This is a genomic window from Isoptericola sp. GX10416 (assembly GCF_056590155.1).
Genome location: NZ_JBWPVO010000012.1, coordinates 63,165 through 89,313, shown reverse-complemented (window position 1 = coordinate 89,313; position 26,149 = coordinate 63,165). Strand labels below are relative to the sequence as shown.

Below are 26,149 nucleotides of genomic sequence, written 5' to 3'. Positions count from 1 at the left end.
GAGGACCGCATGCCGACCGAGACCGTGGTCGAGGGCCAGACCAGGCCGGCACCTGCCGCCCCGCAGGTCTCCGACAGGGTCGCCGCGCTGCACGCGGAGATGACCCTCGAGGAGAAGCTCGCCCAGATCGTCGGGTACTGGCTCGACCAGGGCGGGGAGGTCGTCGCGCCCATGCAGGGCGAGATGGCGGCAGGGCAGGCAGGGTCCGACCGGCTCGGCGAGGTCACCCGGCACGGGATCGGCCACTACACGCGGGTGTACGGCACCCGCCCGGTCGAGCCGGTGGAGCGTGCCCGCTGGCTGTGGGACGAGCAGCGCCGGCTCAAGGCCTCGACCAGGCTGGGCATCCCGGCGCTGGTGCACGAGGAGTGCCTCACCGGCCTCGCCGCGTGGCAGGCCGCCACGTTCCCGACGCCGCTCGCCTGGGGCGCGTCGTTCGACCCGGCGCTCGTCGAGGAGATGGGCGCCGTGATCGGCGACTCGATGCGCACGCTCGGTATCCACCAGGGCCTCGCACCCGTGCTCGACGTCGTGCAGGACCCGCGTTGGGGCCGTGTCGACGAGTGCATCGCCGAGGACCCGTATGTGGTCGGCACGGTCGGGACGTCGTACGTCCGGGGCCTCCAGGGCGCCGGGGTGCACGCCACCCTCAAGCACTTCGTCGGGTACTCCGGCTCGCGGGCAGGGCGCAACCACGCCCCGGTCTCTGCCGGTCCGCGCGAGGTCGCCGACACGTACCTGCCTCCGTTCGAGATGGCTGTGCGTGACGGCGGTGCGCGCTCCGTCATGGCGTCGTACAACGACCTCGACGGCGTGCCCAACCATGCCGCCCACGAGTACCTCACCGAGATCCTGCGGGACGAGTGGGGCTTCGACGGCGTCGTGGTGGCCGACTACTTCGGAGTGGCGTTCCTGCAGGTCATGCACGCCGTGGCGGCTGATCGTGGCGACGCCGCCGGGCAAGCGCTCGCCGCCGGTCTCGACATCGAGCTCCCGACCGGTGACGCCTACCTCGCCCCGCTCGCCGAGGCGGTGCGGGACGGCCGGGTCGACGAGGCGTTCGTGGACCGGGCCGTGCTGCGGGCGCTGGCGCAGAAGGAAGAGCTCGGGCTGCTCGACCTGGACGCCTTCACCGGTGAGCCGCCCAGCACCGTCGACCTGGACTCGCCGCGGCACCGCGCCGTGGCGCGGCGGCTCGCCGAGGAGTCCGTGGTCCTGCTGTCCAACGACGGCACGCTCCCGCTGAGCGGTTGGTCGGAGGCGCCGCGCCGGGTGGCGGTCGTCGGGCCCAACGCCCACCGGGCCGACGCGCTCATGGGGTGCTACTCGTTCGCCAACCACGTGCTGGCGCACCACCCGGAGCACCCGCTGGGCTTCGAGATCCCGACCGTGTTCGAGGCGCTGGGCGGTGCCTTCGCCGACGCCGGCGTGCAGCAGCCCACGCTCGTGCACGCCCGCGGCTGCGAGGTCGACGGGACGGACACCTCCGGGTTCGGCGAGGCCGTCGCGGCGGCGCGCTCCGCGGACGTCGCGATCGTCGTCGTCGGCGACCAGGCCGGCCTGTTCGGGCGCGGCACCGTCGGCGAGGGGAACGACGTCGAGTCGCTCGACCTGCCGGGCGCGCAGCGTCAGCTCGTCGAGGCGCTCGTCGCCACGGGGACCCCGGTCGTCATGGTCGTCGTCTCCGGGCGCCCGTACGCGATCGACTGGGCGCTCGAAGGCGACCGGCGGCCGGCCGCGGTGGTCCAGTCGTTCTTCCCCGGCGAGGAGGGTGGCACGGCGATCTCGGGCGTGGTCGCCGGCGGCGTCGTCCCGTCCGGGCGGCTGCCCGTGTCCCTGCCGCGATCGGCCGGGGCGCAGCCGTACACCTACCTGCACCCGATCCTCGGCGGTCCGAGCGACGTCACGTCGGCCGACTCGACGCCGGCGCGCCCCTTCGGGTTCGGGCTGTCCTACACGGAGTTCGGCTACTCGGAGCTGGAGGTCGACGCCTCGGCGCCGACGCACGGCTCGTTCACGGTGTCCGTGCGCGTGACGAACACGGGCGACGTGGCGGGTGCCGACGTCGTCCAGCTGTACGGGCGCGACGTCGTGGGCTCGCTGCCCCGACCGGTGGTCCAGCTGCTGGCCTACGAGCGGGTCGAGCTCGCTCCGCAGGAGTCGGTGGTCGTCGCGTTCGCCGTGCCGGCCGCGCGGTTCGCGTTCACCGACCGTAGCCACCGGCGCGTCGTCGAGCCGGGCGACGTCCAGGTGTGGGTCGGCTCGCACGCCACCGCGACGGACGGGGCAGGTCTCGACGACCTGGAGGAGGCCACCGGGGGCGCGATCACCAACGAGAAGGCGGTCGCACGCCGGGACATCCCCGGGACCGCGACACCCCGAGCGACGCTCACCCTGACGGGCGAGGTCCACGCGGTGACGGCGGTGGACCAGCGGATCGCGACCGCCGCCGTCGCGAGGTAGTACCGACGTCGTCGAGGTAGTACCCGGCCGGACGTGCGGTCGTGGGAGAGTAGGCGGATGCGGGTCGACATCTGGCTGTGGGCGGTGCGGCTCTTCAAGAGCCGCTCCGTCTCCGCCTCCACGCTGCGCGCCGGCCGTGTCCGGGTCAACGGCACGGTCGCCAAACCGGCGACGTCCGTGACGGTCGGCGACCGCATCACGTGGCGCGATCCCTTGCGGGAGCGCATCGTCGTCGTGCGCGAGCTGGTCCCCAAGCGGGTCGGCGCGCCGATCGCCGCCAAGGCCTACGAGGACCAGAGCCCGCCGGTGCCGACGCGCGAGGAACGTGCCGCCGTCGGGCTCCGGGAACGGGGCGCCGGCCGGCCCACCAAGCGGGAGCGGCGCGAGATCGACAAGCTCCGCGGACGACGGCGGTAGCGGGCAGCGCTACGACCTCGGCGACGGCGGTACCACCTCGGCGGGTGGGTCAGACACCGAGCGTCCGCGCGGACCAGGACAGGCCGAGCGCCTGCAGCACCTCGTGCGGGTCCCGCTCGGCGACGTCCGTGTAGGCGCGCAGGGACATCACGGACGCGGTGAGCATCGTGGTCATCACCTGACGGGCCAGCCGGGGGTCCCGGCTCGCCTCGTCGAGGAGCTCCTGGACGATCCGTGATCGGATCCCGAGGTCCGGATCAGTGCACGCCGTCAACAACGCGATGGTGGTCGCGCCCGCCTCGTTCTCCATGGCATCCCCCGATGTCCAGACCGATGCCTCCGGTCTACCCCACGGGTGATGGTCGCGCGAGCGGGGAGCGCTCCCTGTCTACATGGCGGGACGCCGACCGGACACCTGCCGGTACAGCTACGATCAGGCCCGACGACCGACGGGTCGTCGGACGAACGACACGACGGAGCAGACGTGGCACGCGCGGACCGGACCCGAACGATCACACCGGGGCGCATGTTCCGCCGAGGGACGACGGCGGTGCTCGCCCTCGCGCTCGGGCTGGGCGGCCTGCTCGTCGCACCGGCGGTGGCCCCACCCGCTGCCGCCGCCAACGGGATCACCGAGGAGTCGCACGCCCGGTTCGTCGTCAAGGGCAAGGGCGCCGTGACGGCGAAGGTCACGACGACGATCACCAACGTGACGCCGGACCGCGGCAACACGTACTACTACTGGGACTCCTACGGCATCGGCGTGCCGACCAGCGCCAAGAACGTGCGGGCCACGAGCGGCGGCTCGTCGCTCACCGTGGACCTCAAGGCCGAGCCCGAGGACCCGAACGTCCAGTGGGCCACCGCGAAGTTCTCGCCGCTGCGCTACGGACGCAGCCGCACCATCGTGTGGACGTACGAGATCGGTGGTGCTCCGATCCGCTCCGACCGGTGGACCCGCGTCGGCCCCGGGTACGGCACCTTCGCCGCGCAGGCCACCGGCGACCCGGGCAGGGTCAGTGTCGAGGTGGTCGTGCCGAAGGCGATGACGTTCGACGCCACCGCCGACTTCACCGCCGAGCAGCAGGGCAAGAAGACCGTGTACTCGCTGGACGAGGCCACCGACGACTGGGGGGTGTGGGCTGCCGTGTCGGTGCGCGATCCCGCCAGAGCGGACGAGAAAAAGGTCACGGTCGGCGACGCCACCCTGACCCTGCAGAGCTTCCCCGGGGACAAGACGTGGCGGAAGTTCGCGGCCGACCGCGTGGCCGTCGGCATGCCCGTCCTGGAATCGTTCCTCGGCGCGCCGTGGCCCGGCCGCATCGAGGTCATCCGCGAGGACGTCTCCCCGCAGGTGCTCGGCTACGCGTGGTTCGACGACGCGGGGGACGAGATCGTCCTGGGCGAGGAGCTCGACGAGGCCACCCTCTTCCACGAGCTGGGCCACGCCTGGTTCGACGACGAGCGGTTCGACGGCCGCTGGCTCTACGAAGGGCTGACCGAGACCACGGCGTACCGCGTGATCGCCGCCGTCGACGGCGAGGGCAAGCCCCGCAAGGCCCCGAAGCGGCAGGCTGCCGGCGCCCTGCCGCTGCTCGACTGGACCGAGTCCACGCGCGAGCTCGACACCGAGACGTACGCCTACGCGGCCGCGTACACCGCCGTGCACGGGCTGTTGGGCGACCTCGACGACGAGCAGTTCACCGCGGTCGTCTCGGCCGCCTACGCCGGCGAGGGCGCCTACGAACAGCCGGGTGACACCCGCAGGAACCACGGGCGGGTGGACTGGCAGCGGTTCCTCGACCTCGTCGCCGAACGGGGTGGCGTGGACGGGACGAAGGCCTACGAGAAGTGGGTCGTCGACGGCGCCGGGGCGGCCCTGCTCGGTCAGCGCACCGACGCCCGTGCGGCCTACGCGGACCTCGACGAGGCCGACGGCGCGTGGCAGGTGCCGCTGGGCCTTCGGCGGGACATGACGGACTGGAAGTTCGACGAGGCCGCGGACGCGGTGGCTGCGCTCGACCCCCTCGCACCGCAGGCGGTCGCCGTCCAGCAGGCTGCGGAGACGACCGGCCTCGACGTCCCGGAGACGGTGCGCGCCGCGTACGAGGACGCCGGCACCGAAGCCCGCTACACCGAGCTCGCGACGCTGCTCCCGCAGGCCGCCACCACGATAGAGCAGGTCAGCGAGGCGTCCGGGGCCGTCGCCGCGGACAGCGGCCCGGTCACCGAGCTCGGCGAGTCGTTGCTCGACGCCGAGTCCACGGCGCAGAAGGCGCGGACCGCTCTCGCGGCCGGAGAGCTCGACCGGGCGGCGGCGCTCGCGGACGAGACCTCCGAACAGGCCGATCGCGCGCTGTGGATCGGCCTGGCCGCGATCGTCGCCGGGCTGCTCCTGCTCGCCCTCCTCGTGCTCGTGCCGGTGCTGCTGGTGCGGCGCCGCCGTCGTCGGCGTGCGGCACGGCTGACTGCGCCGCAGGTGGTGGCGGTCATCCCCGCCCCCGGCGTGACGACGGACGGCGTGACGACGGACGGTGCGGCGCCCCAGGACGCGGCGCCGGAGGACGCCGGGGCTGCGGAGGACGTGGACCAGACGGCCGACGACGGCACTGACGGAGCGAAGACGCCCGTCGGCAGCTGAGAGCGCGGGGTGCGGCGACGCTCTCTCGGCGCCCCGCGTGTCCTGATCGGGACCTTTGGCCCGCCGATCAGGGCCGACGTACCCCCAGGTGGGGGTCGTTTCCCCCTGCCAAGGTGTGGCGCACCGCAGCGATGCTGGTCTCGTCGCCCGGAGATGACCGGGCAGCGAGGGCCGGGCTCCCGGCCGAAGGAGGAACCATGACCACCACCGTCCGGGACACGCAGGGCGTCCCCACCGCACCGGCTCGCACCGGGCTCTCGCCCGTCGCTGCGATCACGTTCGCGGTGCTCCGGCTGCTCATCGCCTTCCAGTTCCTGTGGGCCTTCGCGGACAAGACGTTCGGTCTGGGACTGGCGACACCGGCCGAGAACGCCTGGATCTCCGGTGGTTCGCCGACGGAGGGCTTCCTGAGCCACGTCGAGGGCCCGTTCGCCGGGTTCTTCGGGGCGCTGGCCGGGGTCGCCGTCATCGACTGGCTGTTCATGCTCGGCCTGCTCGGCATCGGCCTGGCGCTCGCGCTCGGCATCGGGATGCGGGTCGCCGCCGTCTCGGGTGCCCTGCTGCTGGTCATGATGTGGATGGCTGCCCTGCCGATCGACACCAACCCGTTCCTGGACGACCACCTCATCGAGGCCGTCGCCCTGATCGGCCTGGCCGCCGTCGCCGCCGGCGACACGTTCGGTCTCGGGCGCCGCTGGGCAGCGACAGACCTGGTCAAGCGTTACCCGGTCCTGCGCTGAGCGCGTCGCGGGATCGTCCGCGTCGACCGCCTCGAGGCCGTCCCTGGCCTCGAGGTCGTCGGTGCCACACCATGGAAGTACAGCGACCGAGGAGGACGTGATGAGCAAGCGTCACGGAGTAGTCGTCGGCGTCGACGGCTCGACGGACAGCAACCAGGCGCTCTACTGGGCGGCGGCCGAGGCCGTCCGCCGCAAGGCACCTCTGACGGTGGTGAGCGCGTACGACGTCGCGACCGTCCCGGGCGCCACGGGCTACGGCATCGGTCCCGACGCGATGCGAGAGGAGGCCGCCGCGGTCGTCGGACGGGCTGCCGAGCACCTGACGAAGGCCCGCGAGGAGTGTGCGAGCCAGGTGCCGGAGGCGGACGACATCAGCTGGGAGACGGTCAGCGGTTCGGCAGCGGGCGCGCTCGTCGACCGCTCGGCGACCAGCGCTCTCGTCGTCGTCGGCCGGCGCGGCCTGAACGCCTTCGACCGGGTCGTCCTGGGGTCCGTCTCCGGGGTCGTGTCGGCCAGGGCGAGGGGGCCGGTGGCCATCGTGCCGTTCGACCCCGTCGCGGCCGACTCGGACTGCCCGGGCGACGTCATCGCAGCGGTGTGGCGGGTTGTGGCGGCCGTCGACTTCGACGAGCACCTGGGTCGCGTCCTCGACGTCGCGTTCGAGGAGGCCCAGCACGCCGGCGTCCCGCTGCTGCTCGTCCACGCGCTGCGCTCGGAGTTCATCGCCGGACCGTACGCGATGGAGACCGCCTGGGCGCACGAGAACGCGAGCGACGTGACGGCTCGTCTGCGCGAGGAGCTGGACGCCTGGCAGCAGAAGTACCCGGACGTGCAGTGGACCGTCGAGACGGCACGCGGGTCGATCGTCGACGTGCTGGCCCGCCGGCTGAGCCGGCACGACCTGGCGGTCATCGGGGGCCGTCCGCACGCCCCGATCCTCGGGCGGATCTTCCGGTCGGACGCCGACCGTCTCGGCCGGGACGTCGAGTGCCCGATCATCGTGGCGCACGAGCAGCGCTGACCGCCTCGCACGCGTAGCGTGACCGCCATGAGCGAACAGACGGTGCGGGTCTTCCTCGTGGACGACCACGAGGTGGTGCGCCGCGGCGTCGCCGACCTCCTCGAGGCCGAGCCGGACCTCGAGGTCGTCGGCGAGGCGGGGTCGGCTGCCGAGGCGCTGGCCCGGATCCCGGCCCTGCGGCCGGACGTTGCCGTGCTGGACGTCCGGCTGCCCGACGGCGACGGCGTGAGCGTCTGCCGGGAGCTGCGATCCGGCACCGACGTGGCCTGCCTGATGCTCACGTCGTTCGACGACGACGAGGCGCTGTTCGACGCGATCCTGGCCGGGGCCGCCGGCTACGTCCTCAAGCAGGTGCGCGGCAGCGACCTGCTGTCGGCGATCCGGACGGTCGCGGCGGGCGGGTCGACGCTCGACCCGCGGGCGGCCCGGCTGGTCATGGAGCGCATGCGTGCGCAGGACCATCCCGCGGCGGACCCGCTCGGGGACCTCACCGCGCAGGAACGCCGCGTCCTGGCGCTGATCGGCCAAGGGCTCACGAACCGGCAGATCGGCGCCGAGCTGTACCTCGCCGAGAAGACGGTCAAGAACTACGTCTCCAGCGTTCTGGCGAAGCTCGGCCTGGAGCGCCGCGTCCAGGCGGCCGTGCTCTCGACCCGCCTCGAGCAGCACCCGTGAGCGCAGCACCTGAGACAGCGGCCGCCGACGGCGCAGCTACCGGTTCAGCGGGACGCGCCAGCGCAGCGTGGTGCCCGGCCGGGTCCGTTCGACGCTGAACGTCCCGTCCAGCTCGGCGGCACGGCGCTCGAGGTTCGCCAGGCCGCTGCGCGGGGCGTCAGCGGGGATCCCGCGGCCGTCGTCGGACACCGTGAGGACGACGTCGTCGCCCGCGACGAGCTCGACGCCGACACGGCGTGCCGCGGCGTGGCGGGCGACGTTGGACAGCGCCTCCCGCAGCACCGCCACGAGGTGGTCCGCCATGGTCGTCGGCACCAACGTGTCCACCGGCCCGGCCATGTGCAGCGCCGGGGTGAAGCCCAGGGTGCGGGAGGCGGCGTCGGCCTCGGCGACGAGACGGGCGCGCAGGCCGACACGCCGCACCGCGCCCGTGGAGGGCTGCAGGCCGCGGATCGTGGTGCGGATCAGGCTGATCGTCTCGTCCAGGTCGGTGACGGCACGGGTGACCCGGTCGGCGTCGGCCGCCGCGTCGGGCCGGTCCTGCAGCCGTCGGCCGACCCCCTCCAGCGACAGGCCGGTGGCGTACAGGCGCTGGATCGCCAGGTCGTGCAGGTCCCGCGCGATGCGGTCCCGGTCGCGGACGACGGCGAGCCGTTCGGCGTCGTGACGTCGTTCGGCGAGCTCCAGGGCGAGCGCCGCCTGGGACGCGAACGCGGACAGCGCGTCGATGACCACCCGGGGGAACGCCTGCGTGCCGAGCCGTCGCCCGACGGTCAGGACGCCGGACGTCCTGCCAGGGCCGCCGAGCGGCAGCGCGGCGAGCGGCCCGACGACGCTCGGCGGGTTGAACGAGAGCGTCTGCCGACGGTCGGACGCGGCGTCAGGAGTGACGACCGGCCGGCCGGAGGTGTAGGCCTCCGCGGCGAACGTGCCCTCGACGGGGACGAGCGTGCCCACCAGGCCCTCGGTGCCGGGACCGTGCGCCGAGCGCACCCGGAGGTGGCCGTCCGCGTCTCCGCTGACGGTGACCAGCACCGCGACGTCCGCAGCGGCGACCTGCAGCGCCTCCTGGGCGACGGCGTCGAGCACGAGCTCGGGCGGGTCGCCCTCGAGCACCCGGCGGGAGATCTCGTCGTTGCCGTGCGCCCATCGCTCCCGCAACGTCGCCTCGCTGTAGAGCCGGGAGTTCTCGACGGCGACGCTCGCGGCAGAGGCCAGGGCCTCGACGAGATGCTGGTCCTCGGGGGTGAACTCGCCCTCGCCCCGCTTGTCGGTGAGGTAGAGGTTGCCGAACGGGTTGCCGTGCACCCGCAGGGGGACCCCGAGGAACGACCGCATCGGCGGGTGGTTCGCCGGGAACCCGACCGAGCGTGGATCCGCGCTCAGGTCGGGCAGCCGCACGGGGACCGGGTGCCGGATCAGCTCTCCGAGGAGACCCTTTCCGCGCGGGTAGGGGCCGATGGCCTGGATCTCCTCCTCGCTCAGCCCCACGGTGATGAACTGGGCGATCTGGCCGTCGTCCCCGACGATGCCGAGGGCGGCGTAGCGGGCGTCGACCATGTCCGCCGCCGCCTGGACGACGCGATGCAGGGTCCCCTCCAGCTCGAGACCGCGGCCGACGGACAGCACCGCCTCGAGCAGGACGTCCGCGTCGTCGGTCATGGGTTCACGGTAGCGGCGTCCGAGCTGTCCGGCCCGGGACCTTCGGCCTCCCCGGAGGGGGCGGGTGCCCCTGCCGCGGACCCGTGCCGCTGTGGCGTACTGGAGTCCTGGAGCGGAGGAGGACGCCATGAGCACCATGCGGTACGGAGTCGTCGTCGGGATCGACGGATCGCCGGCGGGCGAGCAGGCCATGGAGTGGGCGGCTGCCGAGGCGGTGCGTCGCCGGACCGGGCTGACGGTGCTCACCGCCTACGAGGTCACCACCGTGCCCTATGTCGACGGTTACGGACTCGGCCCGGCGGCTCTGCGCGCCGAGGCGCAGGACGTGGGCGACAAGGCGCTGGACCACCTGGCGGACGCGCGCCGGCAGCGACCCGGGCTCGTGCCGGACGCCGCCGACGTCGACGTGGAGGTCGCCGAGGGCGCGGCCGCCGGGGTGCTCGTCGAGCGCTCGGCCGCGGCCCAGCTGGTCGTCGTGGGCAGGCGCGGCCTGCACGCCGTCGACCGGCTGGTGCTGGGCTCGGTGTCCGCAGCGGTCTCGGCGATGGCGCGGGGAGCGGTCGCGGTGGTGCCGATCGATCCCGTCGCGCAGCGGTCCGCGTGCCCGGCCGACGCCGTCGGGCCGGTGTGGCGGGTCGTCGCCGCCGTGGACTTCGACGACCACCTCGGCCGGGTGCTCGACCTGGCCTTCGACGAGGCCCGGCACGCCGCGGCACCGCTCGTGGCCATCCATGCGCTGGCACAGAGCTTCGTCGCCGGGCCGTATGCCGCGGCGGGGGCCTGGGTGCACCAGTACGAAGACGAGGCGATCGCCAGTCTGCACGAGGAGATGCGGCGCTGGGCGGAGAAGTACCCGACCGTGCAGTGGTCGGTCGAGGTGGCGCACGGCACGACGATCGACGTCCTGACCCCCCGCCTCAGCCGCCACGACCTGGTCGTGGTCGGAGGGCGCAGGCACACGCCGATCACGGGCCGGATCCTGCGCTCGGTGGCCGACCGGCTGACCCGGGACGTGTCCTGCCCCGTCATCGTGGCGCACGGCTAGCGACCGTGCTCGCAGGAGTCCCGCCTGACGACCTGCGGCGGTCAGGCGGGGTTCGTGCCGGTCTCCGGCAGGATCCGCTGGAACAGCAGGTGATCCTGCCACTCGCCCGCGATGCGCAGGTACTGCGGAGCCGTGCCGATGCGCTCGAACCCGGCACGCTCCAGCACGCGCTGGGACGCCGTGTTGTGAGGGAGCGTCGCCGCCTGCAGGCGGTGCAGCCCGAGGTCGTCGCGGGCGAGAGCGACCGTGGCGTGCACCGCCGCGGACATGATCCCGCGGCCGGCCAGACCGACGTCGACCCAGTAGCCCAGGTGACCGTTCTGGAACACGCCCCCGACGACGTCGTTGACGTTGACCCGGCCGACGATCTCACCGCTGCGTTCCAGGACGAGCGGCCACTGCCGCCCGGCCTCGTGCTCGCGGAGCCCGGCGAAGACCTGCGCGGTCTGGCGCTCGGCCGTGAAGAACGCCTCGGTCCGCGCCGGCTCCCACGGCGCCAGGTGATCGCGGTTGCGGGAGTAGGCGTCGGCGAGAGCAGCTCCGTCGCCGGGCCGCAGCAGCCGCAGGGTGACGCCGTCGTGCAGGGAGAACGGGAGCGGCATGAGGGCGAGCCTATCTACCCGCCCTCGGACTCCGAGCGCAGCCGCGGTTCGGTGCGCAGCTCAGGGTTGTAGCCGGCCTTGTCGGCGTAGAAGGTGCGGATGCGGTCCATGTCGGCGCCGACGTCACCGGTCAGCTCCAGCGTGGGCCCCAGCCCGGTGGTCATCGTGGTGCGGTCCACGTAGCCGAGGGTGACCGGCAGCCCGGCCTCCTGGGCGATGCGGTAGAAGCCGGACTTCCAGCCGTCGCCCGAACGGGTGCCCTCCGGCGTGACGACCAGGTGGAAGACCTCGCCCCGGGAGACGTGGTCCAGGACGTCGACCACCACGCGCGACGGGTCGCGGCGGTCGACGGGGATGCCGCCCAGCCGCCGCATGACCGGCCCCTTCCAGCCGCTGAACAGCGTGTGCTTGCCCAGCCAGCGGATGTCCATGCCGAGCCGCCACGAGATGGCGAGCATCAGCACGAAGTCCCAGTTCGAGGTGTGCGGAGCGCCGATGAGGATTCCCGCCCGGTCAGGGACCGGCTCGCTGCGGAGGGTCCACCGGCTGATCCGCCAGAAGAGGCCTGCGACGGCGCGGCGCAACGAGGTGAGCATCGTGCGAGTTTAGTCGCGCGGCGCCGCCGCGGTACGCCCTACCGGGCTCGGAGCGAGCGCCAGAGGTGAGCCCAGTGCCCCGGAGCCAGGTCGCGCGGCAGCGCCCTGGCTGCCACGCCGCAGGCGGCCAGCAGCGCGTGCGCCTCGCGGCGAGGCGTCCTGGTGGCGCCGGCGGCGACGTCGGCCAGGGTGCGGCCTCGCCCCGTGAAGACCCGACGGACGAACGCCTCGTAGGCGTTGCGCTCGCGGGCCGGGACGAGCGGTTCCGAGCGGCGGGCCACGGCCAGCAGGCCGCCGTCGGCCCCCGGGACAGGCCGGAAGTGGCGGGCCGGGACCCGTCCGTGCAGCGTGAACGTGAACCACGGCCCGGCTTGCGCCGTCATCATCGTCGTCCCGCCCACACCGGCCCGCTTGCGGGCCACCTCCCACTGGGTGAGCAGGACGGCGTGCTCCCAGCTGTCGCGGGAGAGGAGGCGCCGCAGCACGGGGGTGGTGACGTGGAACGGGACGTTGCTGACCACGACCGGCCGGTCGAGAGGGTGGCGCAGCACGTCCGCGTGCTCGACGCGCACGTCCGGCAGGCGGCGTCGCAGTCGCCGGACGAGGTGCTCGTCGAGATCGATCGCGGTCAGGTCGCGGCCGAGCCGGGCCAGCGGGACGGTGAGGGCACCGTCGCCGGCCCCGATCTCGAGGACCGGGCCGTCGGTGGCGGCGACGAGACCGACGATGCGGTCGATGGTGGGGCGGTGGACGAGGAAGTTCTGGCCGAGCTCATGGCGGCCGCCATGGCGGGAACGGGTAGACACGGGTGCGCTCCGAGCGAGAGATACGGAGCACCCCGACGAGCGTCAGGGCATGACGAGATGACGCGCGGCCGGGGTGCGAGGACGTCCCGGACGACGGCGCGTGGCGTGGTGGACCCGCGGACGCGCCGTCAGGCGCGGCGGTCGCGGAAGAGCAGCGCCGTCGACGGCGCGCAGCAGAGAGTTCCCATGACGGGGACGGTAGTGCGGAGGCAGCGACGGGATCGAGCGAATTTCCGGGGACGTCCGGGACGGCGGACCGGGCCGTGTGCCAGGATCAGGACATGGCTGCTGACGATGTGTGGACGACCGTCGACGACTACCTGGTGGGCGAGCTGGTCGCAGAGGACGAGGCGCTGGTTGCCGCCCGTGAGCTGGGGCGGGAGCGTGGCCTGCCGCCGATCGAGGTGGCCCCGAACCAGGGGGCGTTCCTCGCCCTCGTGGCGCGGATGGCTGGCGCGCGGCGGGTCCTCGAGCTGGGGACGCTCGCCGGCTACAGCACCATCTGGCTCGCGCGGGCCGTCGGGGCGCACGGGCACGTCACCACCGTCGAGCTCGACCCCCGGCACGCCGAGGTGGCGCAGGAGAACCTTGCGCGGGCCGACGTCGGCGAGCGGGTCGAGATCGCGGTCGGTCCGGCGCTCGACGTGCTGGCCCGTCTCACCGAGTCCGGCACCGAGCCCTACGACCTCGTGTTCCTCGACGCCGACAAGGCGAACATGGCGGCCTACCTCGAGCTCGCGCTGCGGCTGACACGCTCCGGCAGCGTGATCGTGGGTGACAACGTGGTGCGCCGCGGCGCCGTCGTCGACCCGTCCAGCGACGACCCGAGCGTCCAGGGCTCGCGGGCGTTCCTGCACGCGCTCGGCAACGACCCGCGGCTCGAGGCGACGGCGCTACAGACGGTCGGCTCGAAGGGCTGGGACGGGTTCGCGATCGCGCGCGTGCGCTGAGGTTCGCCGGGGAGCTGCTCACGCGTGCCTCAGGCGAGGCCGCGCTCGATGACGCGCGCGGTGGCCGCGGCGCCGTCCTCGCCCGCGGAGGCCTCCCGGACCTCGGCTGCGGCGGCCCGTACGGCCGGGTCGAACAGTGCGCGGTGCACCCCCGTGCGGAAGTCCTGCGTGCCCACCCGCCGCGGCGAGACGACGACGGCGTTGCCGCGCTCCTCGCAGCGGCGCACGTTCCACGTCTGCTCCGGCTGGAGGCCCATGCCGACGAACGGCACGCCCGTCGCGCACGTGGTCTGCACCGTGCCCTGCCCGCCGTGCAGCACGGCGGCGCCGACCAGCCCGCCGAGCCGGTGGGCGGGCAGCAGGTCGGTGACGTGCACGTTCGGCGGCAGGACGTCGTCGTCCCGCAGGTAGTGACGCACGGGCGCGACGACGTTCACCGGCAGGTCGCCGAGCGCTCGCGCCGTTCTCAGCACCAGCGCACGGCTCGCCGACGACCCGAGCCCGAGGTACACCAACGGCTCCGGGGCGGCGGCCAGCTCCTCGACGACAGCCGGCAGCGGCGCGTCGAGGTGGGCGAAGATCGGGCCGACGCGCTCGAAGTCGTCCGGCAGGTCGACGCCCTCGAGCTCCCAGGCCGTCTCGGTGAGCAGGTTGTGGTCGGCCCGGATCAGCTCGGCGACGGTGCGCGGCGCCGGGACTCCGTGCTCCCGGGCGACGGTCGTGAGCGCCCGCGGGGCGAGCGGCGCGGAGGTGTAGACCCAGCGGAAGGCCGACGTCGCGACCCGGTCCGCCGCCCGGGCCAGGCCGCTCCGGCCGCGCACGAACCCCATCCGGCGGGTCTGCGCCACCTGCGGCCCGGTCAGCGCGAACGGGACCGGGTAGTACAGCGGGACGCCCTCGGCCCGGGCCGAGAGGAACGACGTGAGGTTCGAGCCGGTCACCATCGCGCGGGCGCCGGTCTCCCGGACGACGCTGCGCTCGACCCGCACGCGCTCGCGGACCAGATCGGTGGTGAACGGGCTGCGCACCGACCGTCCCTGGTCGAACGCGAGCGCCTGGTCCCGTTCGGCACGCGTCCAGGCGGGCTCGCACGCCCGGTAGGGGAACCCGGCGTCGCGGACCAGGTCGACGTAGTCGTGCTCGTAGCCCATGAAGACGGCCGAGTGCGCCGGGTCGAGGGCGCGGGCGACCTGGATCATGCGCGTGGTCTCGGCCAGGTTGAACATCACCGGGCAGAACAGGACGGTGCTCATGCATGCCTCTCGTCGAGGATCAGGTGCAGCGGCGGTGTGCCGGCGCTCTAGCATCGTCCTCGTGATCACTCGTGAAGAGATCCTGGCGCGCGCCGCCGATGGCGGCAACCGGATCCCGCTGCTCACCGTCGCCGAGTTCTTCGACGGCAACGACGTCGAGGACTCGATCGCGCCGAACCAGCACGGCTACGGACGGCCCGGCCTCGCCGAGATCGCCGGTCGGCTGCGGGACCTCGAGGCCGACGACGCCGTGGCGTGGGTGCGGGTGCAACTGCACGAGGAGATGTTCGAGGACGGCTACGACGACGTCTCGGCGGAGTCGGTGGCGATCTGCACGGCGTTGCCCGCCGGCGTCGTGGACGCGCGCCTCGGTGTGGAGGAGCTGCAGGCGGAACCGGTCTGGGAGGGACTTTCCTACGACCGGGACGAGTTCTGCGAGCTGCCGCCCGTGCCGGACGGGCAGCGGGTGCTGACGCTGGCCTGGGACTGACCTCAGTTAGTCGGTCCGTCCGGGACGTCGAGCTCCGGGAGGTCGGGCACGACGATCTCCGGGATCTCGGGGACCTCCACGTCGAAGGTCGGGATGTCGACCGGCTCGCGCTCCTCCCACTCCTCCATCCGCTCCCGGTTCTCGCGCAGGACGCAGCTGATCCGGGTGTAGCGCGACCCGCTGCACGCCGGTTCCGAGCCACCGGAGCCGGGCGTCGTGACGTACCGACCGTCGGCGTCGTGCTCGTTCGGCAGGACGGGTACGTGCGCGACGGCGACCAGCCCGCCCGCGCCGAGCGCCACGGTGGTCACGAAGAGGACGACGAGCCCGACGGCGCGGCGCGCACGCAGCCGCCAGACGACCAGGACGCCCGGCAGCAGCCACGCGACGGCGCCGAGAGCGGCGACGGGCAGTGCGTCCGGACGGGCCGCCCCCGCCGCGACCGCCGCGTTGAGCAGGGCGACGAGCCCGACGATCACGGCCCGGCGCGCCGTGGCCGCGCGATAGCTGGCACGCAGCGCGTCGGCGCGGGCGCGTCCCGGCTCCGAGGTGGAGAGGTATCCGGCGCTCCGAGCGTGCCGCAGCATGGTGCCCGGCAGCATGGCCGACCCGGTCCCCGCGACCAGCAGGGTGAGCGCGAGGAGGACGAGGAACCACCGGACGGCGACGGCGTCGCGCAGCCCGAGGAGGGCGGCCAGCGTGAGGACCGAACCCGCCCAGCCCGCGATCAGCGCGGCCGCACCGAGCCGTCCGGACCAGGTGCCGTCCAGCAGGCTGCGGCGCACCAGCACGCGGGGGACGTGGCGCAGCACCGACCAGGTCCGCAGTGCGGAGATGCCGAGCGCGACGGCGAGCACCACCGCCCAGAACCGCAGGGAGACGTGCTGCGAGTCGCTCATCTGCCACGCCACGGCGAGGGCGCTGGTCGTCAGGACGGCGATGGCGGTGTCCATCGGTGCGAGCAGGCGTTGCCAGACGCGCAGGAACAGCACGTAGCCCGCCTCGGCGTGCTCAGGGTTCTGCGCAAGGACCCCGACGAGCGCACGGGAGTGCTGCCCGTCGTCCTCCGAGAGCTGGGCGTCGGCGTAGAGCAGGCCCTCGTGCTGCGGAGCCACCGCCAGTCCTTGGTGAACGAGCGCGCGCGCACGATCGCGTTCCCCGAGCCGTGCGTGGATCGATGCGGCGCCGAGCAGCCGGCTCGGGTTCTCCGGCTCGAGCTCAAGAGCCCGGGCGACCCGGTCCATCGCCAGCTCACGCTCCGGGCGTCGCACGCGACCGCTGGTGAGCACGTCGGCGTGCTGCACGAGGGTCGCGGCGTCGTCGGGCTGCAGCTCGATCGCGCGTTCGACGGCGGCCCGCGCCTCGGCCAGCCGGCTGCGGTTCTGCAGCGCGACGGACAGCAGCACGTGCCCCTGCGCGTCGTCCGGCGAGCTCGCCACGACCTGCTCGAGGATCCGCTGCGCGTCCGCGGAGCGCTGCAGGCGCAGGTGGAGCCACCCCGACGTCAGGTGCAGGCGGGGGTCGTCCGGGTGCTCGGCCAGTGCGGCCTCGACGCCCTCGAGCGCCTGCTCGGGCCGGCCGGCGTCGACCAGCATCTCGGCGCGCGTGACGTACCCGCCGACCGGGTCCTGCACGGGCCGGGGCGTGGAACCGGTGCTCACAGCATCCGGCGCGACCGCAGGTACGCCCCCAGCTCGTCGTAGCGCCCGTCGTTGTTGGCGAACGACACGACGTTCCGCGCGGAGTGCAGCCACGCTGTCGTCGACGGCCGCACCTCGGCCAAGGCGGACCGCACGTCGTCCATCGTGATCGGCCGGATCTCGCCCGAGGCGATCGAGTCCATCATCGCCTTCTCGGCGGCCGAGGCGCACAGGTGCTCCAGGTCGGCGCCGGAGAACCCGTCGGTCTGGTCCACGATCGTGGACAACGAGATCCCGGCGATCGGTCGACCCTCCAGGTAGTGGCGCAGGATCGACTCGCGCGCCGGTGCGTCCGGCGGGAGCACGAGGACCATGCGGTCGAACCTGCCGGGGCGCAGCAGGGCGCTGTCGACGTCCCAGGGGTGGTTCGTCGCGCCGAGGACGAACAGGCCGTCGTTGTCGGACCCCATGCCGTCCATCTCCTGCAGGAGCTGGTTCACGACCGTCCGCATCCCCGACGACCCCGTGTACTGCGTGCGCTTCCCGCCGATCGCGTCGACCTCGTCGAGGAAGAGGACGGCGGGTGCCAGCTCCCGAGCCCGTTGGAACAGCGCGTGCAGGTTCTGCTCGCTCTCCCCGATGTACTTGTCGAGGATGTCCGCGAGCGTCACCGTGAGGAAGCGCGCGCCCAGCTCACCGGCCACCGCACGGGCCATGAACGTCTTGCCCGTCCCGGGAGGGCCGTACAGCAGCAGCCCGCCGCGCAGGGACTTGCCGAACGCCCGGGCTATCGACTGGTTGCGCATCGGCTCGAGGAAGGCCTCGCGGATGCGCTTCTTCACAGGCTCCAGGCCACCGACGTCGTCCAGCGTGATCGTCTCGCGAGACATCTCGAGCAGGCCCTCGGCCGAGGGGGCGTCGTCGTGCACGGGGACGGGGGACGGCTCGCCGCTCGTGCCGGCAGGAGCGTCCTCCACGAACGGTCGCGGGACGTCGACGCCCAGCTCCGCCTCCACCCGCTCCCAGTCGAAGCCGTGAGCCTCCGACGACGCTGCTTCCGGAGCGGGTTCCGGAGAGGGTGCCGGCTCCGGCGTGGCCGGCGACCGCTTCGTCAGAGCGCTCGCGGCCTCGGTGACGAGGGCCAGGGCATCACCGTCGGCGGGGTCGAGGCGCAGGGCCGTGCTGGCGTTCTCGAGCGCCTCCGCGGGGCGGTCGTGCAGGAGGAGGAGCCGTGCGTACTGGACGCGCAACGGTGCGTCGTCGGGGGCGGCCTGCACGGCGACAGCCATGTGCTCCAGGATGTCGGACACGGGAGGTCTCCTCGGCTGGCTGCAGAAAGCGGGGGCACCGGACAGTTGGGGATGCTACCGCTCACCTCCCGGCGCCGGCCGGTAGCATGCGTCGACCCGTCGCCGTCGACGGGGCCGTAGCCTTGAAGGAGCACCCGTGCGCAAGAGCCGCATCGCGCTGATCGTCGTCGTCTCCGTCGTGGTCCTCCTGCTCGTCGGGGCGATCGTGGCGGGCCGCTCCCTGTTCGCCATGCCGACCGCGACCAAGGTCGACTCCGTCGTCGGCGAGCTGGACGGCGAGCGCGTGCTCGGCGTCTTCGCCCACCCGGACGACGAGCAGACCGTCAACGGCCTGTTCTGGCGTGCGAAGGACCTGGACGGTGCCTACACGGCGATGGTCACCGCGACGCGGGGCGAGGCCGGGGAGCAGGTGCCGTTCGTCGCGCGGCAGGGCGACCTCGGTGCCGTCCGCGAGGCGGAGGCGTTGAAGAACAGCTTCAACCTCGGTGTCGACGAGCACGAGGTGTGGGACTACCCGGACGGCGGGGTGCCCGACGTCGACGAGGAGGAGCTCGTCGAGCGGCTGGCCGCGACCATGCGACGCGTCCGGCCGGACGTGGTGGTCGGATTCTGGCCGGCGTCCGGCGCGACGGGGCACCTCGACCACAGGGAGATGGGTCGCGTCACGGAGCTGGCGATCGCCCGGCTCGCCGAGGAGGGCGGCTCATACCGGGGGCCCGACCACCTCGTCTACACCATCAGCCCGACGAAGGCGCTCGAGATGTTCGGCGGCGAGCAGGGGCGGCTGGTCGTGGAGAACCAACCCGACCCCGAGTACGCCATGTCGGCCGAGGTCGGCAAGAAGAAGGAAGGCTGGAAGATCCACGCGTCCCAGGAGGACTACCTGCAGGCGTCGTACGGACTGCCCACCTGGTTGGTCTATCTGCTGTGGGACCAGGAGTTCTACCACGTGCGGGACCTCGTCGCGGACCCTCTCGCCTGACCGGGCGCACCCGGCCGCGGCGCTCTCGGGGGACACTGGACCACAGCAATGTCTGTTGAGTTGAGGAGTTCTAGGTGCCCCAGGGGACAGTTCGATGGTTCGACGCCGACCGAGGGTTCGGCTTCATCGACCTCGGGAACGACGGCGATGACCTGTTCGTGCACGCGTCCGAGATCGTCGGCGACGACGGTCCGAAGCTGCTCCGAGAGGGGCAGTCCGTCGAGTTCGAGGTGGGCGAGGGCGACCGCGGCCCGCAGGCGCGCCGCGTCCGAGTCACGGGAGACCGGGCCGCCGACGCCCCCGTGGGCGTGCTCGGCACCGTCAGCTGGTACGAGCCCGCCAAGGGGTACGGGTTCGTCACGCCCGACGACGGGCGCGAGATCTTCGTGCACAGCTCGGCCATCGTCACCGGCGGTGTGATCTCGGAGGGTCAGCGGGTGGCGTTCCTCGTCGTCGACGGCGAGAAGGGGCCGCAGGCGGACCACCTGCTCCCGCTCGGGGCCCAGGCCGCCGCGGACGCCGGGACCTCTGACGGCGCGGACGGGACAGTGACCTTCTACGACGGCACCAAGGGCTTCGGGTTCATCGTCCCCGACGCGGGCGGTGAGGACGTCTTCGTCCACGCCAAGGCGCTCGCGGGCGGGCTGACCGAGCTGGTCGAGGGCGCCCGCGTGACGTACGACGTCGTCGCCGGCGACAGGGGGCCGAACGCCCGCCACGTGCAGCTCGTGCGAGGTTCCGGCGGTGCGCGCGGGGGCGCGGACCGGGGTCGGTCGAACCGTCCCGCGGGATCGGGCGCGCCGGTGCGCGGCGGCGAGGGCACGGTCGCGCGCTACGACGCGGACCGCGGCTTCGGTTTCATCTCGCCCGACTCCGGGGGCGCCGACCTGTTCGTGCACGTGTCGGTCGTGCGGGGCGACGAGGTCCTCGAGGAGGGCGACCGGGTCCGGTTCAAGGTGCGGCAGAGCGACCGGGGCCCGCAGGCCGACGGCGTCGAGCTGATCTGAGCGGGCGGTCGCGGCTCATCCCCGCCGCGGCTTCGGGAGGGCGGTGGGCTGGATGCCCGGCACGAGCCGGTCCATCATCTGCAGCAGCGCCGACGCCTGGTAGACCTCGGCGGAACCGTCCGCCGGAGGGTTCGAGGATGCCGACGTCTGCGCGTTCGCTCAGAGCGAACGGCCCGTTCCGCCTGCGGGAACATACGCGCCGCGCGCAAGGTTGAGTCAGGCAGGCTCAAGTTTGACGCCGCTGGCTGGACACTCGCGGCACCGCGTCCTAAGTTGAGTGCAGACGACTCAATCCACGTCACGAAGGAGAGCAACCACCATGGCTCGTGCAGTCGGCATCGACCTCGGAACCACCAACTCGGTGGTCGCCGTCCTGGAGGGCGGCGAGCCCACCGTCATCGCGAACGCCGAGGGCGCTCGCACCACCCCGTCCGTCGTCGCGTTCTCCAAGAACGGCGAAGTCCTCGTGGGTGAGGTCGCCAAGCGGCAGGCCGTCACCAACGTCGACCGCACCATCGCGTCGGTCAAGCGCCACATGGGCACCGACTGGTCGCAGGAGATCGACGACAAGAAGTACAGCGCGCAGGAGATCTCCGCCCGCGTGCTCGGCAAGCTGAAGCGCGACGCCGAGGAGTACCTGGGCGAGCCCGTCACCGACGCGGTCATCACCGTCCCCGCGTACTTCAACGACGCCGAGCGTCAGGCCACGAAGGACGCCGGGCAGATCGCCGGCCTCAACGTGCAGCGCATCGTCAACGAGCCGACCGCCGCGGCCCTCGCCTACGGCCTCGACCGGGGCAAGGAGGACGAGCTCATCCTCGTCTTCGACCTCGGTGGCGGCACGTTCGACGTCTCCCTGCTCGAGGTGGGCAAGGACGAGGACGACTTCTCCACGATCCAGGTCCGCGCCACCTCCGGTGACAACCGCCTCGGTGGTGACGACTGGGACCAGCGCATCGTCGAGCACCTCATCAAGCAGGTGAAGAACTCCGCGGGCGTCGACCTGTCCAAGGACAAGATCGCCCTGCAGCGTCTGCGCGAGGCGGCCGAGCAGGCCAAGAAGGAGCTCTCGTCCGCGACGAGCACCAACATCTCGATGCAGTACCTCTCCATGAGCGAGAACGGCCCCGTCCACCTGGACGAGAAGCTGACCCGCGCGCAGTTCCAGCAGATGACGCAGGACCTCATCGACCGCACCAAGGAGCCGTTCCACGCCGTCATCCGTGACGCGGGCGTCTCCATCTCGGAGATCGACCACGTGGTCCTCGTCGGCGGCTCCACCCGCATGCCGGCCGTGGCCGACGTCGTGCGTGAGCTCACCGGTGGCAAGGAGCCCAACAAGGGCGTCAACCCGGACGAGGTCGTCGCCGTCGGCGCTGCCCTGCAGGCCGGTGTCATCGGTGGTGAGCGCAAGGACATCCTGCTCATCGACGTCACCCCGCTGTCCCTCGGCATCGAGACCAAGGGCGGCGTGATGACCAAGCTCATCGAGCGCAACACGGCGATCCCGACCAAGCGGAGCGAGATCTTCTCCACGGCCGAGGACAACCAGCCGTCGGTGGCGATCCAGGTCTTCCAGGGCGAGCGCGAGTTCACCCGGGACAACAAGCCGCTGGGCACGTTCGAGCTGACCGGCATCGCGCCGGCGCCGCGCGGCGTCCCCCAGATCGAGGTCACCTTCGACATCGACGCGAACGGCATCGTGCACGTGTCCGCCAGCGACCGCGGCACGGGTACCGAGCAGTCGATGAAGATCACCGGTGGGTCGGCCCTCCCGCAGGAGGACATCGACCGGATGGTCAAGGAGGCGGAGGAGCACGCCGAGGAGGACAAGAAGCGTCGCGAGGAGGCCGAGACCCGCAACCAGGCGGAGTCCTTCGCCTACTCGATGGAGAAGCAGGTCGCGGACAACCGCGACAAGCTCCCCGCCGACGTCGTCTCCGAGGTCGAGGCGGACATCGCCGCCGTCAAGACCGCCCTGGAGGGCGAGGACGCCGACGCCGTCAAGACCGCCTACGAGAAGCTCGGGACGTCCTCGCAGAAGATCGGTGAGGCGATCTATTCGGCCGAGCAGGCCGCGGGCGCCGGTGCGGACGGTGCGCCGGCGGACGGCGCCACGCCGGAGTCCGAGAACTCCGACGAGGACGTCGTCGACGCCGAGATCGTCGACGACGAGGACGACAAGAAGGACGCCAAGTGACGCCCGACGAGACGCAGGGAACCCCCGAGCAGCCCGAGGAGGGCCGCTCGGGGGACACCCCCTTCCAGTTCCGGGACAAGCGCAAGGTCGACCCCACCTCGGGCGAGAAGCGTCCGGAGGCCGCGCCGTCGGACGCGGCCGACGGCGCGGGTGCGGCGGCCGACGCCGGCGACCCGCTGGAGGCGCTCGACTTCGAGCCCTCGGGCGAGGCGGTCGAGGACTCCGAGCTGCTGCGGGCCAAGGCCCAGGCGGCGGAGAACCTCGACGCCCTGCAGCGGGAGCGCGCGAGCTTCACGAACTACCGCAACCGGGCGCTGCGCGACCAGGAGGTCGCGCGGACCCAGGGCACGCAGGACGTGCTCGTCGCGCTGCTGCCGGTCCTCGACGACATCGAGCGTGCCAAGCAGCACGCCGAGCTGTCGGGCCCGATGGCGGCCATCGCGGAGAAGCTCGACGTGTCGCTGACGAAGTTCGGCATCGAGCGGTTCGGCCGCGTGGGCGAGGAGTTCGACCCCACGCTGCACGAGGCGCTGATGCACAACGCGGACGCCGAGGTCGAGGTCGCCACGATCAACCTGGTGATCGAGCCGGGCTACCGCATCGGTGACAAGGTGGTCCGCGCCGCCCGCGTAGGCGTCGTCGGACCCGAGTGATCGTTGTGGGCGCGATTTCTGGGCTCCATACCCGGCCATCACGGGCAAAACGGGCCAGAAATCGCGCCCACAACCGTCGGAGAAGGTGAGGAAGGGACGTCGTGACCGGTCAGGACTGGATCGAGAAGGACTTCTACGCCGCGCTCGGCGTCCCCAAGGACGCCGACCAGGCGGCCATCAAGAAGGCATACCGAAAGCTGGCCCGCCAGTACCACCCGGACCAGAACCCCGGTGACGCCTCCGCCGAGTCCCGGTTCAAGGAGATCGGCGAGGCCTACGCGGTGCTCTCGGACACCGAGCAGCGCCAGCAGTACGACGCCGTGCGGTCGATGGCCGGTGGCGGCGCGCGCTTCAACGCGGGCCCGGGCGGCGCGTCCGGTGGGTTCGAGGACGTCTTCAGCTCGATGTTCGGCGGTGGAGCGCGCCCCGGGTCGCAGTACCAGCAGTACCAGTCCGGCGGTGCGGGGTTCGAGGACATCCTCGGCTCGATGTTCGGCGGCGCGGGCACCGGCCGGCCGGCCGGGTTCGGAGGCCCGCAGCAGCGCCGGGGGCCAGACGTCGAGACGCGCGCCACGCTCCCGTTCCGCGCCGCCGTCGAGGGCACCACGGTCGAGCTCACCGTGGACGGCAAGAAGATCACCGCGCGCATCCCGGCCGGGGTGCACGACGGGCAGAAGATCAGGCTGCGCGGCAAGGGCCGTCCGGGCACGGCCGGCGGGGCCGCGGGCGACCTGCTCATCGCGGTGCACGTCAGCGAGCACCCGGTGTTCTCGATCGACGGCGTCAACCTGCGCATGACCCTCCCGGTCACCTTCGCGGAGGCCGCGCTGGGCACCACGGTCGAGGTCCCGACGCTCTCGGGCGAGAAGGTGCGGCTCAAGGTGCCGGCGGGCACGCCGTCGGGCCGGGTGCTGCGCGTCAAGGGCCGCGGCGTGGCGACGGCGAAGCGTACCGGCGACCTGCTCGTGAGCGTGCAGGTGGTGGTGCCGCAGAAGCTGAGCCGGGCCGCGAAGAAGGCTCTGGAGGAGTTCGCCGCGGAGGCCGACGGCGAGGACGTGCGCGCCGCGCTGGCCGCCCAGGCCGCACAGTAAGGGCTGGTCCGCCGGACCACGTCAGGGAGCGAAGGAGGTCCACATGGTCACCGACGACGCACCCGTGCTGACGGTCTCGCAGGCCGCGCAGCTCACGGGGCTGCACCCGCAGACGCTGCGCCAGTACGACCGGCTCGGACTGGTCGTGCCGCGGCGGACCCGTGGCCGCGGACGGCGCTACTCCCGCCGCGACGTGGCCCGCCTGCTCGAGGTGCAGCACCTCGCGCAGAGCGAGGGCATCAACCTCGCCGGGGTCAAGCGCATCCTCGACCTCGAGCAGCACGTCATGGTGCTCGAGCACCGCCTGGACGAGCTCGCGAGCCTCCTGGCCGAGCGCGAGCGTGCCGAGGGCCGCGTGTTCGCCGCCGGGACCGGTGGCGACGTGGTGGCGGTGCCGCGCGGGCAGCGGGTGCGGCGCACCGAGCTGTACGTCGAGTCGCGCCGCGAGCAGGGCGGAGCGCTCGTGCTGTGGCGCCCGGCGCCGCACCGCGACTGAGCGCCTGCTTTCAGGAACGGCATTCTTTCGTCAATAGATTCTTCTCTGGTAAGGCTTTCCTTACCGCTGGTGAATATCTCGCTTTCCTGTGCAGGAATCTCATTCACGCCTATCATCGAGATATCGGCGAGTGCGAGACCTGACGCGAGGAGCGAGATCATGACCACCCTGATGGAGATGCCCGAGGTCACCAGCTGCACCGTGGACGGCTGCAGCTACAACCACGACCACGACTGCCACGCGGGGGCCGTGACGATCGCGGGCGTCCCCGGGGACGCCTCCTGCGCGACGTTCATCCCGCTCAGCACCAAGGGCGGGCTCGAGAAGGTCGTGGCGCACGTCGGTGCCTGCCAGCGCACGGACTGTGTCCACAACGAGGACCTGGAGTGTGCGGCCAGCGCCATCCGCGTCGGCGCCGGACCGCAGGACCCGAGCCACGCGGACTGTCTCACCTTCACCACGGCATGACAGGTCGCCGGACATGACGAGGGCCCCGGACGGCAGCGTCCGGGGCCCTCGTCATGGGACGGCCGGTCAGCGGCGCAGGTTCCGCATCAGCTCCAGGGCGGCCTGGTGGGACTCCGGCAGCCGCTCGACCCACACGCGCACCGGGCGGCGCAGGCTCTCCGCGACGCCCAGGACCTCCGCGTTGCGCTCGACGATCTTGCGGACCGACTGCGCCAGCCGTGCCGTGGCGGCGCTCCGCTCACAGAGGACCGCGAACACGCCGTCGCTGAGCGACGCCATCGGGTGGCCGTCACCGAAGACCTGTCCCAGCGTCCTGCCGACCGACGCGGCCCGCCCCATGCGCTGCCAGGCGTCCAGCTCGTCCACCGCCACGTCGAGGACGACGAGGCAGTGCGAGTCGGAGGCGTCCTGCTCGTTCCCGGCGGCACGGCCGTACGTCTCCCGCAGCCGTTCGCCGAGGTAGGCGGACGTCGGCAGCCCGGTGGCAGGGTCGCGGATGCCCCGGGGTGCCGGGTCCCGCTCGCGCACCAGCACCCAGCCCTGCGCGGCACCGCGGACCGCATCCACGTCGAGCGGCGCCCCGACGGACCGGTAGAGGCAGGCGACGTCGTCCAGCGTCTCGTCGAGGCCGATGCCCGCGGCGCTGCGTGCCGTGCCCAGCCGGTGCGAGGCAGCCTCCGGGCTGCGCCCCGCCTCGACCGCCTCGACCAGCGCGTCCACGGCAGGGTGGTACCAGTCGCCGGGGCGCAGCCATACCTCCGTGAGGCTGGCGGTGCGCCAGCGTTCACGGGTGGCGGCGGCGGGTGCACCGCTGGGTGGGAAACTCATGGTGGAGGGACTTTCATAGGTCTCCATCATGACGCAGTTCGCGCCAACCGGTGAGGGTGAATCGCGCCACTGATGATTCACCCTCCGCCCAGCACCCCGCCGGCCATGATCCA

At 72.7% G+C, this 26,149-nt stretch carries 25 protein-coding genes; 16 read left to right on the top strand and 9 right to left on the bottom strand.

Annotated elements, in window-relative coordinates; genetic code table 11:
* Positions 1-9 precede the first annotated feature (9 nt).
* A complete protein-coding gene (locus ACWAT2_RS16055; RefSeq protein WP_402377086.1) occupies positions 10-2,463 on the top strand; it encodes a beta-xylosidase/alpha-l-arabinosidase in 2,454 nt (817 codons plus the stop codon).
* Positions 2,464-2,520: 57 nt separating this feature from the next.
* Entirely contained in the window at positions 2,521-2,880 is a 360-nt protein-coding gene (locus tag ACWAT2_RS16050; RefSeq protein ID WP_402377083.1) for an RNA-binding S4 domain-containing protein, read from the top strand.
* Positions 2,881-2,929: 49 nt separating this feature from the next.
* Here ACWAT2_RS16050 and ACWAT2_RS16045 read toward each other — a convergent pair whose 3' ends face one another.
* Positions 2,930-3,190 carry a hypothetical protein gene (locus ACWAT2_RS16045; protein ID WP_402377081.1) on the bottom strand — a complete coding sequence of 87 codons (261 nt, stop codon included), beginning with the start codon at positions 3,188-3,190 and terminating at the stop codon, positions 2,930-2,932.
* A 174-nt stretch (positions 3,191-3,364) separates the two neighbouring features.
* Between ACWAT2_RS16045 and ACWAT2_RS16040 the strand changes: the two genes are divergently transcribed.
* From ACWAT2_RS16040 to ACWAT2_RS16025, 4 genes are all read left to right on the top strand, one after another.
* Positions 3,365-5,521 (top strand): hypothetical protein, encoded by a 2,157-nt coding sequence (locus ACWAT2_RS16040; RefSeq protein ID WP_402377079.1) that lies wholly within the window; start codon positions 3,365-3,367, stop codon positions 5,519-5,521.
* Positions 5,522-5,718: 197 nt separating this feature from the next.
* Positions 5,719-6,261, top strand: a complete 543-nt coding sequence (locus ACWAT2_RS16035) for a hypothetical protein (protein WP_402377076.1) — start codon at positions 5,719-5,721, stop codon at positions 6,259-6,261.
* 100 nt (positions 6,262-6,361) lie between these two features.
* Positions 6,362-7,282 (top strand): universal stress protein, encoded by a 921-nt coding sequence (locus ACWAT2_RS16030; RefSeq protein WP_402377073.1) that lies wholly within the window; start codon positions 6,362-6,364, stop codon positions 7,280-7,282.
* 27 nt (positions 7,283-7,309) lie between these two features.
* Positions 7,310-7,957, top strand: a complete 648-nt coding sequence (locus tag ACWAT2_RS16025; protein WP_402377070.1) for a response regulator — start codon at positions 7,310-7,312, stop codon at positions 7,955-7,957.
* Positions 7,958-7,993: 36 nt separating this feature from the next.
* Here ACWAT2_RS16025 and ACWAT2_RS16020 read toward each other — a convergent pair whose 3' ends face one another.
* A complete protein-coding gene (locus tag ACWAT2_RS16020; RefSeq protein WP_402377068.1) occupies positions 7,994-9,619 on the bottom strand; it encodes a sensor histidine kinase in 1,626 nt (541 codons plus the stop codon).
* Between the two features lie 127 nt (positions 9,620-9,746).
* On the opposite strand from ACWAT2_RS16020, the gene ACWAT2_RS16015 reads away from it, so the two are divergent.
* The gene (locus ACWAT2_RS16015; RefSeq protein ID WP_402377065.1) at positions 9,747-10,664 is read left to right on the top strand and encodes a universal stress protein; all 918 of its coding nucleotides are present in this window, start codon (positions 9,747-9,749) and stop codon (positions 10,662-10,664) included.
* 41 nt (positions 10,665-10,705) lie between these two features.
* Here ACWAT2_RS16015 and ACWAT2_RS16010 read toward each other — a convergent pair whose 3' ends face one another.
* Genes ACWAT2_RS16010 through erm form a run of 3 tightly spaced genes read right to left on the bottom strand, consistent with a single transcriptional unit; the run spans position 10,706 to position 12,668 of the window.
* Entirely contained in the window at positions 10,706-11,266 is a 561-nt protein-coding gene (locus ACWAT2_RS16010; protein WP_402377062.1) for a GNAT family N-acetyltransferase, read from the bottom strand.
* Positions 11,267-11,280: 14 nt separating this feature from the next.
* Positions 11,281-11,862, bottom strand: coding sequence for a 1-acyl-sn-glycerol-3-phosphate acyltransferase (locus ACWAT2_RS16005; RefSeq protein ID WP_402377059.1), 582 nt, complete (start codon positions 11,860-11,862; stop codon positions 11,281-11,283).
* A 38-nt stretch (positions 11,863-11,900) separates the two neighbouring features.
* Positions 11,901-12,668 carry a 23S ribosomal RNA methyltransferase Erm gene (erm, locus tag ACWAT2_RS16000; RefSeq protein ID WP_402377056.1) on the bottom strand — a complete coding sequence of 256 codons (768 nt, stop codon included), beginning with the start codon at positions 12,666-12,668 and terminating at the stop codon, positions 11,901-11,903.
* 281 nt (positions 12,669-12,949) lie between these two features.
* Here erm and ACWAT2_RS15995 point away from each other — a divergent pair, with 281 nt between their 5' ends.
* The gene (locus ACWAT2_RS15995; RefSeq protein ID WP_402377053.1) at positions 12,950-13,618 is read left to right on the top strand and encodes an O-methyltransferase; all 669 of its coding nucleotides are present in this window, start codon (positions 12,950-12,952) and stop codon (positions 13,616-13,618) included.
* Between the two features lie 29 nt (positions 13,619-13,647).
* Here the strand turns inward: ACWAT2_RS15995 and ACWAT2_RS15990 are convergent, their stop codons facing one another.
* Entirely contained in the window at positions 13,648-14,871 is a 1,224-nt protein-coding gene (locus tag ACWAT2_RS15990; protein WP_402377051.1) for a glycosyltransferase, read from the bottom strand.
* 61 nt (positions 14,872-14,932) lie between these two features.
* Here ACWAT2_RS15990 and ACWAT2_RS15985 point away from each other — a divergent pair, with 61 nt between their 5' ends.
* Positions 14,933-15,361: a hypothetical protein gene (locus ACWAT2_RS15985; protein ID WP_402377048.1), complete on the top strand. Its 429-nt coding sequence runs from the start codon at positions 14,933-14,935 to the stop codon at positions 15,359-15,361.
* A gap of 2 nt (positions 15,362-15,363) precedes the next feature.
* On the opposite strand, the gene ACWAT2_RS15980 is transcribed toward ACWAT2_RS15985, so the two are convergent.
* Positions 15,364-17,022 carry a tetratricopeptide repeat protein gene (locus ACWAT2_RS15980; protein WP_402377046.1) on the bottom strand — a complete coding sequence of 553 codons (1,659 nt, stop codon included), beginning with the start codon at positions 17,020-17,022 and terminating at the stop codon, positions 15,364-15,366.
* Positions 17,019-18,311 (bottom strand): AAA family ATPase, encoded by a 1,293-nt coding sequence (locus ACWAT2_RS15975; RefSeq protein WP_402377043.1) that lies wholly within the window; start codon positions 18,309-18,311, stop codon positions 17,019-17,021. Before ACWAT2_RS15975 ends, ACWAT2_RS15980 begins: the two co-directional genes overlap by 4 nt.
* A gap of 136 nt (positions 18,312-18,447) precedes the next feature.
* Between ACWAT2_RS15975 and ACWAT2_RS15970 the strand changes: the two genes are divergently transcribed.
* From ACWAT2_RS15970 to ACWAT2_RS15940, 7 genes are all read left to right on the top strand, one after another.
* Positions 18,448-19,293, top strand: a complete 846-nt coding sequence (locus ACWAT2_RS15970; protein ID WP_402377040.1) for a PIG-L deacetylase family protein — start codon at positions 18,448-18,450, stop codon at positions 19,291-19,293.
* Positions 19,294-19,367: 74 nt separating this feature from the next.
* Positions 19,368-20,300: a cold-shock protein gene (locus ACWAT2_RS15965; protein ID WP_402377037.1), complete on the top strand. Its 933-nt coding sequence runs from the start codon at positions 19,368-19,370 to the stop codon at positions 20,298-20,300.
* Between the two features lie 319 nt (positions 20,301-20,619).
* On the top strand, positions 20,620-22,500 hold the full coding sequence (dnaK, locus tag ACWAT2_RS15960; RefSeq protein ID WP_402377034.1) for a molecular chaperone DnaK: 1,881 nt from the start codon (positions 20,620-20,622) through the stop codon (positions 22,498-22,500).
* Positions 22,497-23,153: a nucleotide exchange factor GrpE gene (gene grpE / locus ACWAT2_RS15955; RefSeq protein WP_402377032.1), complete on the top strand. Its 657-nt coding sequence runs from the start codon at positions 22,497-22,499 to the stop codon at positions 23,151-23,153. Before dnaK ends, grpE begins: the two co-directional genes overlap by 4 nt.
* 101 nt (positions 23,154-23,254) lie before the next feature.
* Positions 23,255-24,244: a DnaJ C-terminal domain-containing protein gene (locus ACWAT2_RS15950; protein WP_402377030.1), complete on the top strand. Its 990-nt coding sequence runs from the start codon at positions 23,255-23,257 to the stop codon at positions 24,242-24,244.
* A 43-nt stretch (positions 24,245-24,287) separates the two neighbouring features.
* Positions 24,288-24,740 (top strand): heat shock protein transcriptional repressor HspR, encoded by a 453-nt coding sequence (locus ACWAT2_RS15945; RefSeq protein WP_402377028.1) that lies wholly within the window; start codon positions 24,288-24,290, stop codon positions 24,738-24,740.
* A gap of 159 nt (positions 24,741-24,899) precedes the next feature.
* Positions 24,900-25,208, top strand: a complete 309-nt coding sequence (locus tag ACWAT2_RS15940) for a DUF1540 domain-containing protein (RefSeq protein ID WP_402377026.1) — start codon at positions 24,900-24,902, stop codon at positions 25,206-25,208.
* A gap of 66 nt (positions 25,209-25,274) precedes the next feature.
* Here ACWAT2_RS15940 and ACWAT2_RS15935 read toward each other — a convergent pair whose 3' ends face one another.
* On the bottom strand, positions 25,275-26,036 hold the full coding sequence (locus ACWAT2_RS15935) for a nucleotidyl cyclase domain-containing protein (protein WP_402377024.1): 762 nt from the start codon (positions 26,034-26,036) through the stop codon (positions 25,275-25,277).
* Positions 26,037-26,149 lie beyond the last annotated feature (113 nt).

Coding starts and splice junctions, on each gene's coding strand:
- ACWAT2_RS16005 (WP_402377059.1), bottom strand. CDS start 11,862: ATGCTCACCTCGTTGCGCCGCGCCGTCGCAGGCCTCTTCTGGCGGATC.
- ACWAT2_RS16045 (WP_402377081.1), bottom strand. CDS start 3,190: ATGGAGAACGAGGCGGGCGCGACCACCATCGCGTTGTTGACGGCGTGC.
- ACWAT2_RS16015 (WP_402377065.1), top strand. CDS start 9,747: ATGAGCACCATGCGGTACGGAGTCGTCGTCGGGATCGACGGATCGCCG.
- ACWAT2_RS16055 (WP_402377086.1), top strand. CDS start 10: ATGCCGACCGAGACCGTGGTCGAGGGCCAGACCAGGCCGGCACCTGCC.
- dnaK (WP_402377034.1), top strand. CDS start 20,620: ATGGCTCGTGCAGTCGGCATCGACCTCGGAACCACCAACTCGGTGGTC.
- ACWAT2_RS16030 (WP_402377073.1), top strand. CDS start 6,362: ATGAGCAAGCGTCACGGAGTAGTCGTCGGCGTCGACGGCTCGACGGAC.
- ACWAT2_RS15935 (WP_402377024.1), bottom strand. CDS start 26,036: ATGAGTTTCCCACCCAGCGGTGCACCCGCCGCCGCCACCCGTGAACGC.
- ACWAT2_RS15940 (WP_402377026.1), top strand. CDS start 24,900: ATGACCACCCTGATGGAGATGCCCGAGGTCACCAGCTGCACCGTGGAC.
- ACWAT2_RS15990 (WP_402377051.1), bottom strand. CDS start 14,871: ATGAGCACCGTCCTGTTCTGCCCGGTGATGTTCAACCTGGCCGAGACC.
- ACWAT2_RS16035 (WP_402377076.1), top strand. CDS start 5,719: ATGACCACCACCGTCCGGGACACGCAGGGCGTCCCCACCGCACCGGCT.
- ACWAT2_RS16025 (WP_402377070.1), top strand. CDS start 7,310: ATGAGCGAACAGACGGTGCGGGTCTTCCTCGTGGACGACCACGAGGTG.
- ACWAT2_RS15945 (WP_402377028.1), top strand. CDS start 24,288: ATGGTCACCGACGACGCACCCGTGCTGACGGTCTCGCAGGCCGCGCAG.
- ACWAT2_RS16010 (WP_402377062.1), bottom strand. CDS start 11,266: ATGCCGCTCCCGTTCTCCCTGCACGACGGCGTCACCCTGCGGCTGCTG.
- ACWAT2_RS16020 (WP_402377068.1), bottom strand. CDS start 9,619: ATGACCGACGACGCGGACGTCCTGCTCGAGGCGGTGCTGTCCGTCGGC.
- ACWAT2_RS15995 (WP_402377053.1), top strand. CDS start 12,950: ATGGCTGCTGACGATGTGTGGACGACCGTCGACGACTACCTGGTGGGC.
- ACWAT2_RS16050 (WP_402377083.1), top strand. CDS start 2,521: ATGCGGGTCGACATCTGGCTGTGGGCGGTGCGGCTCTTCAAGAGCCGC.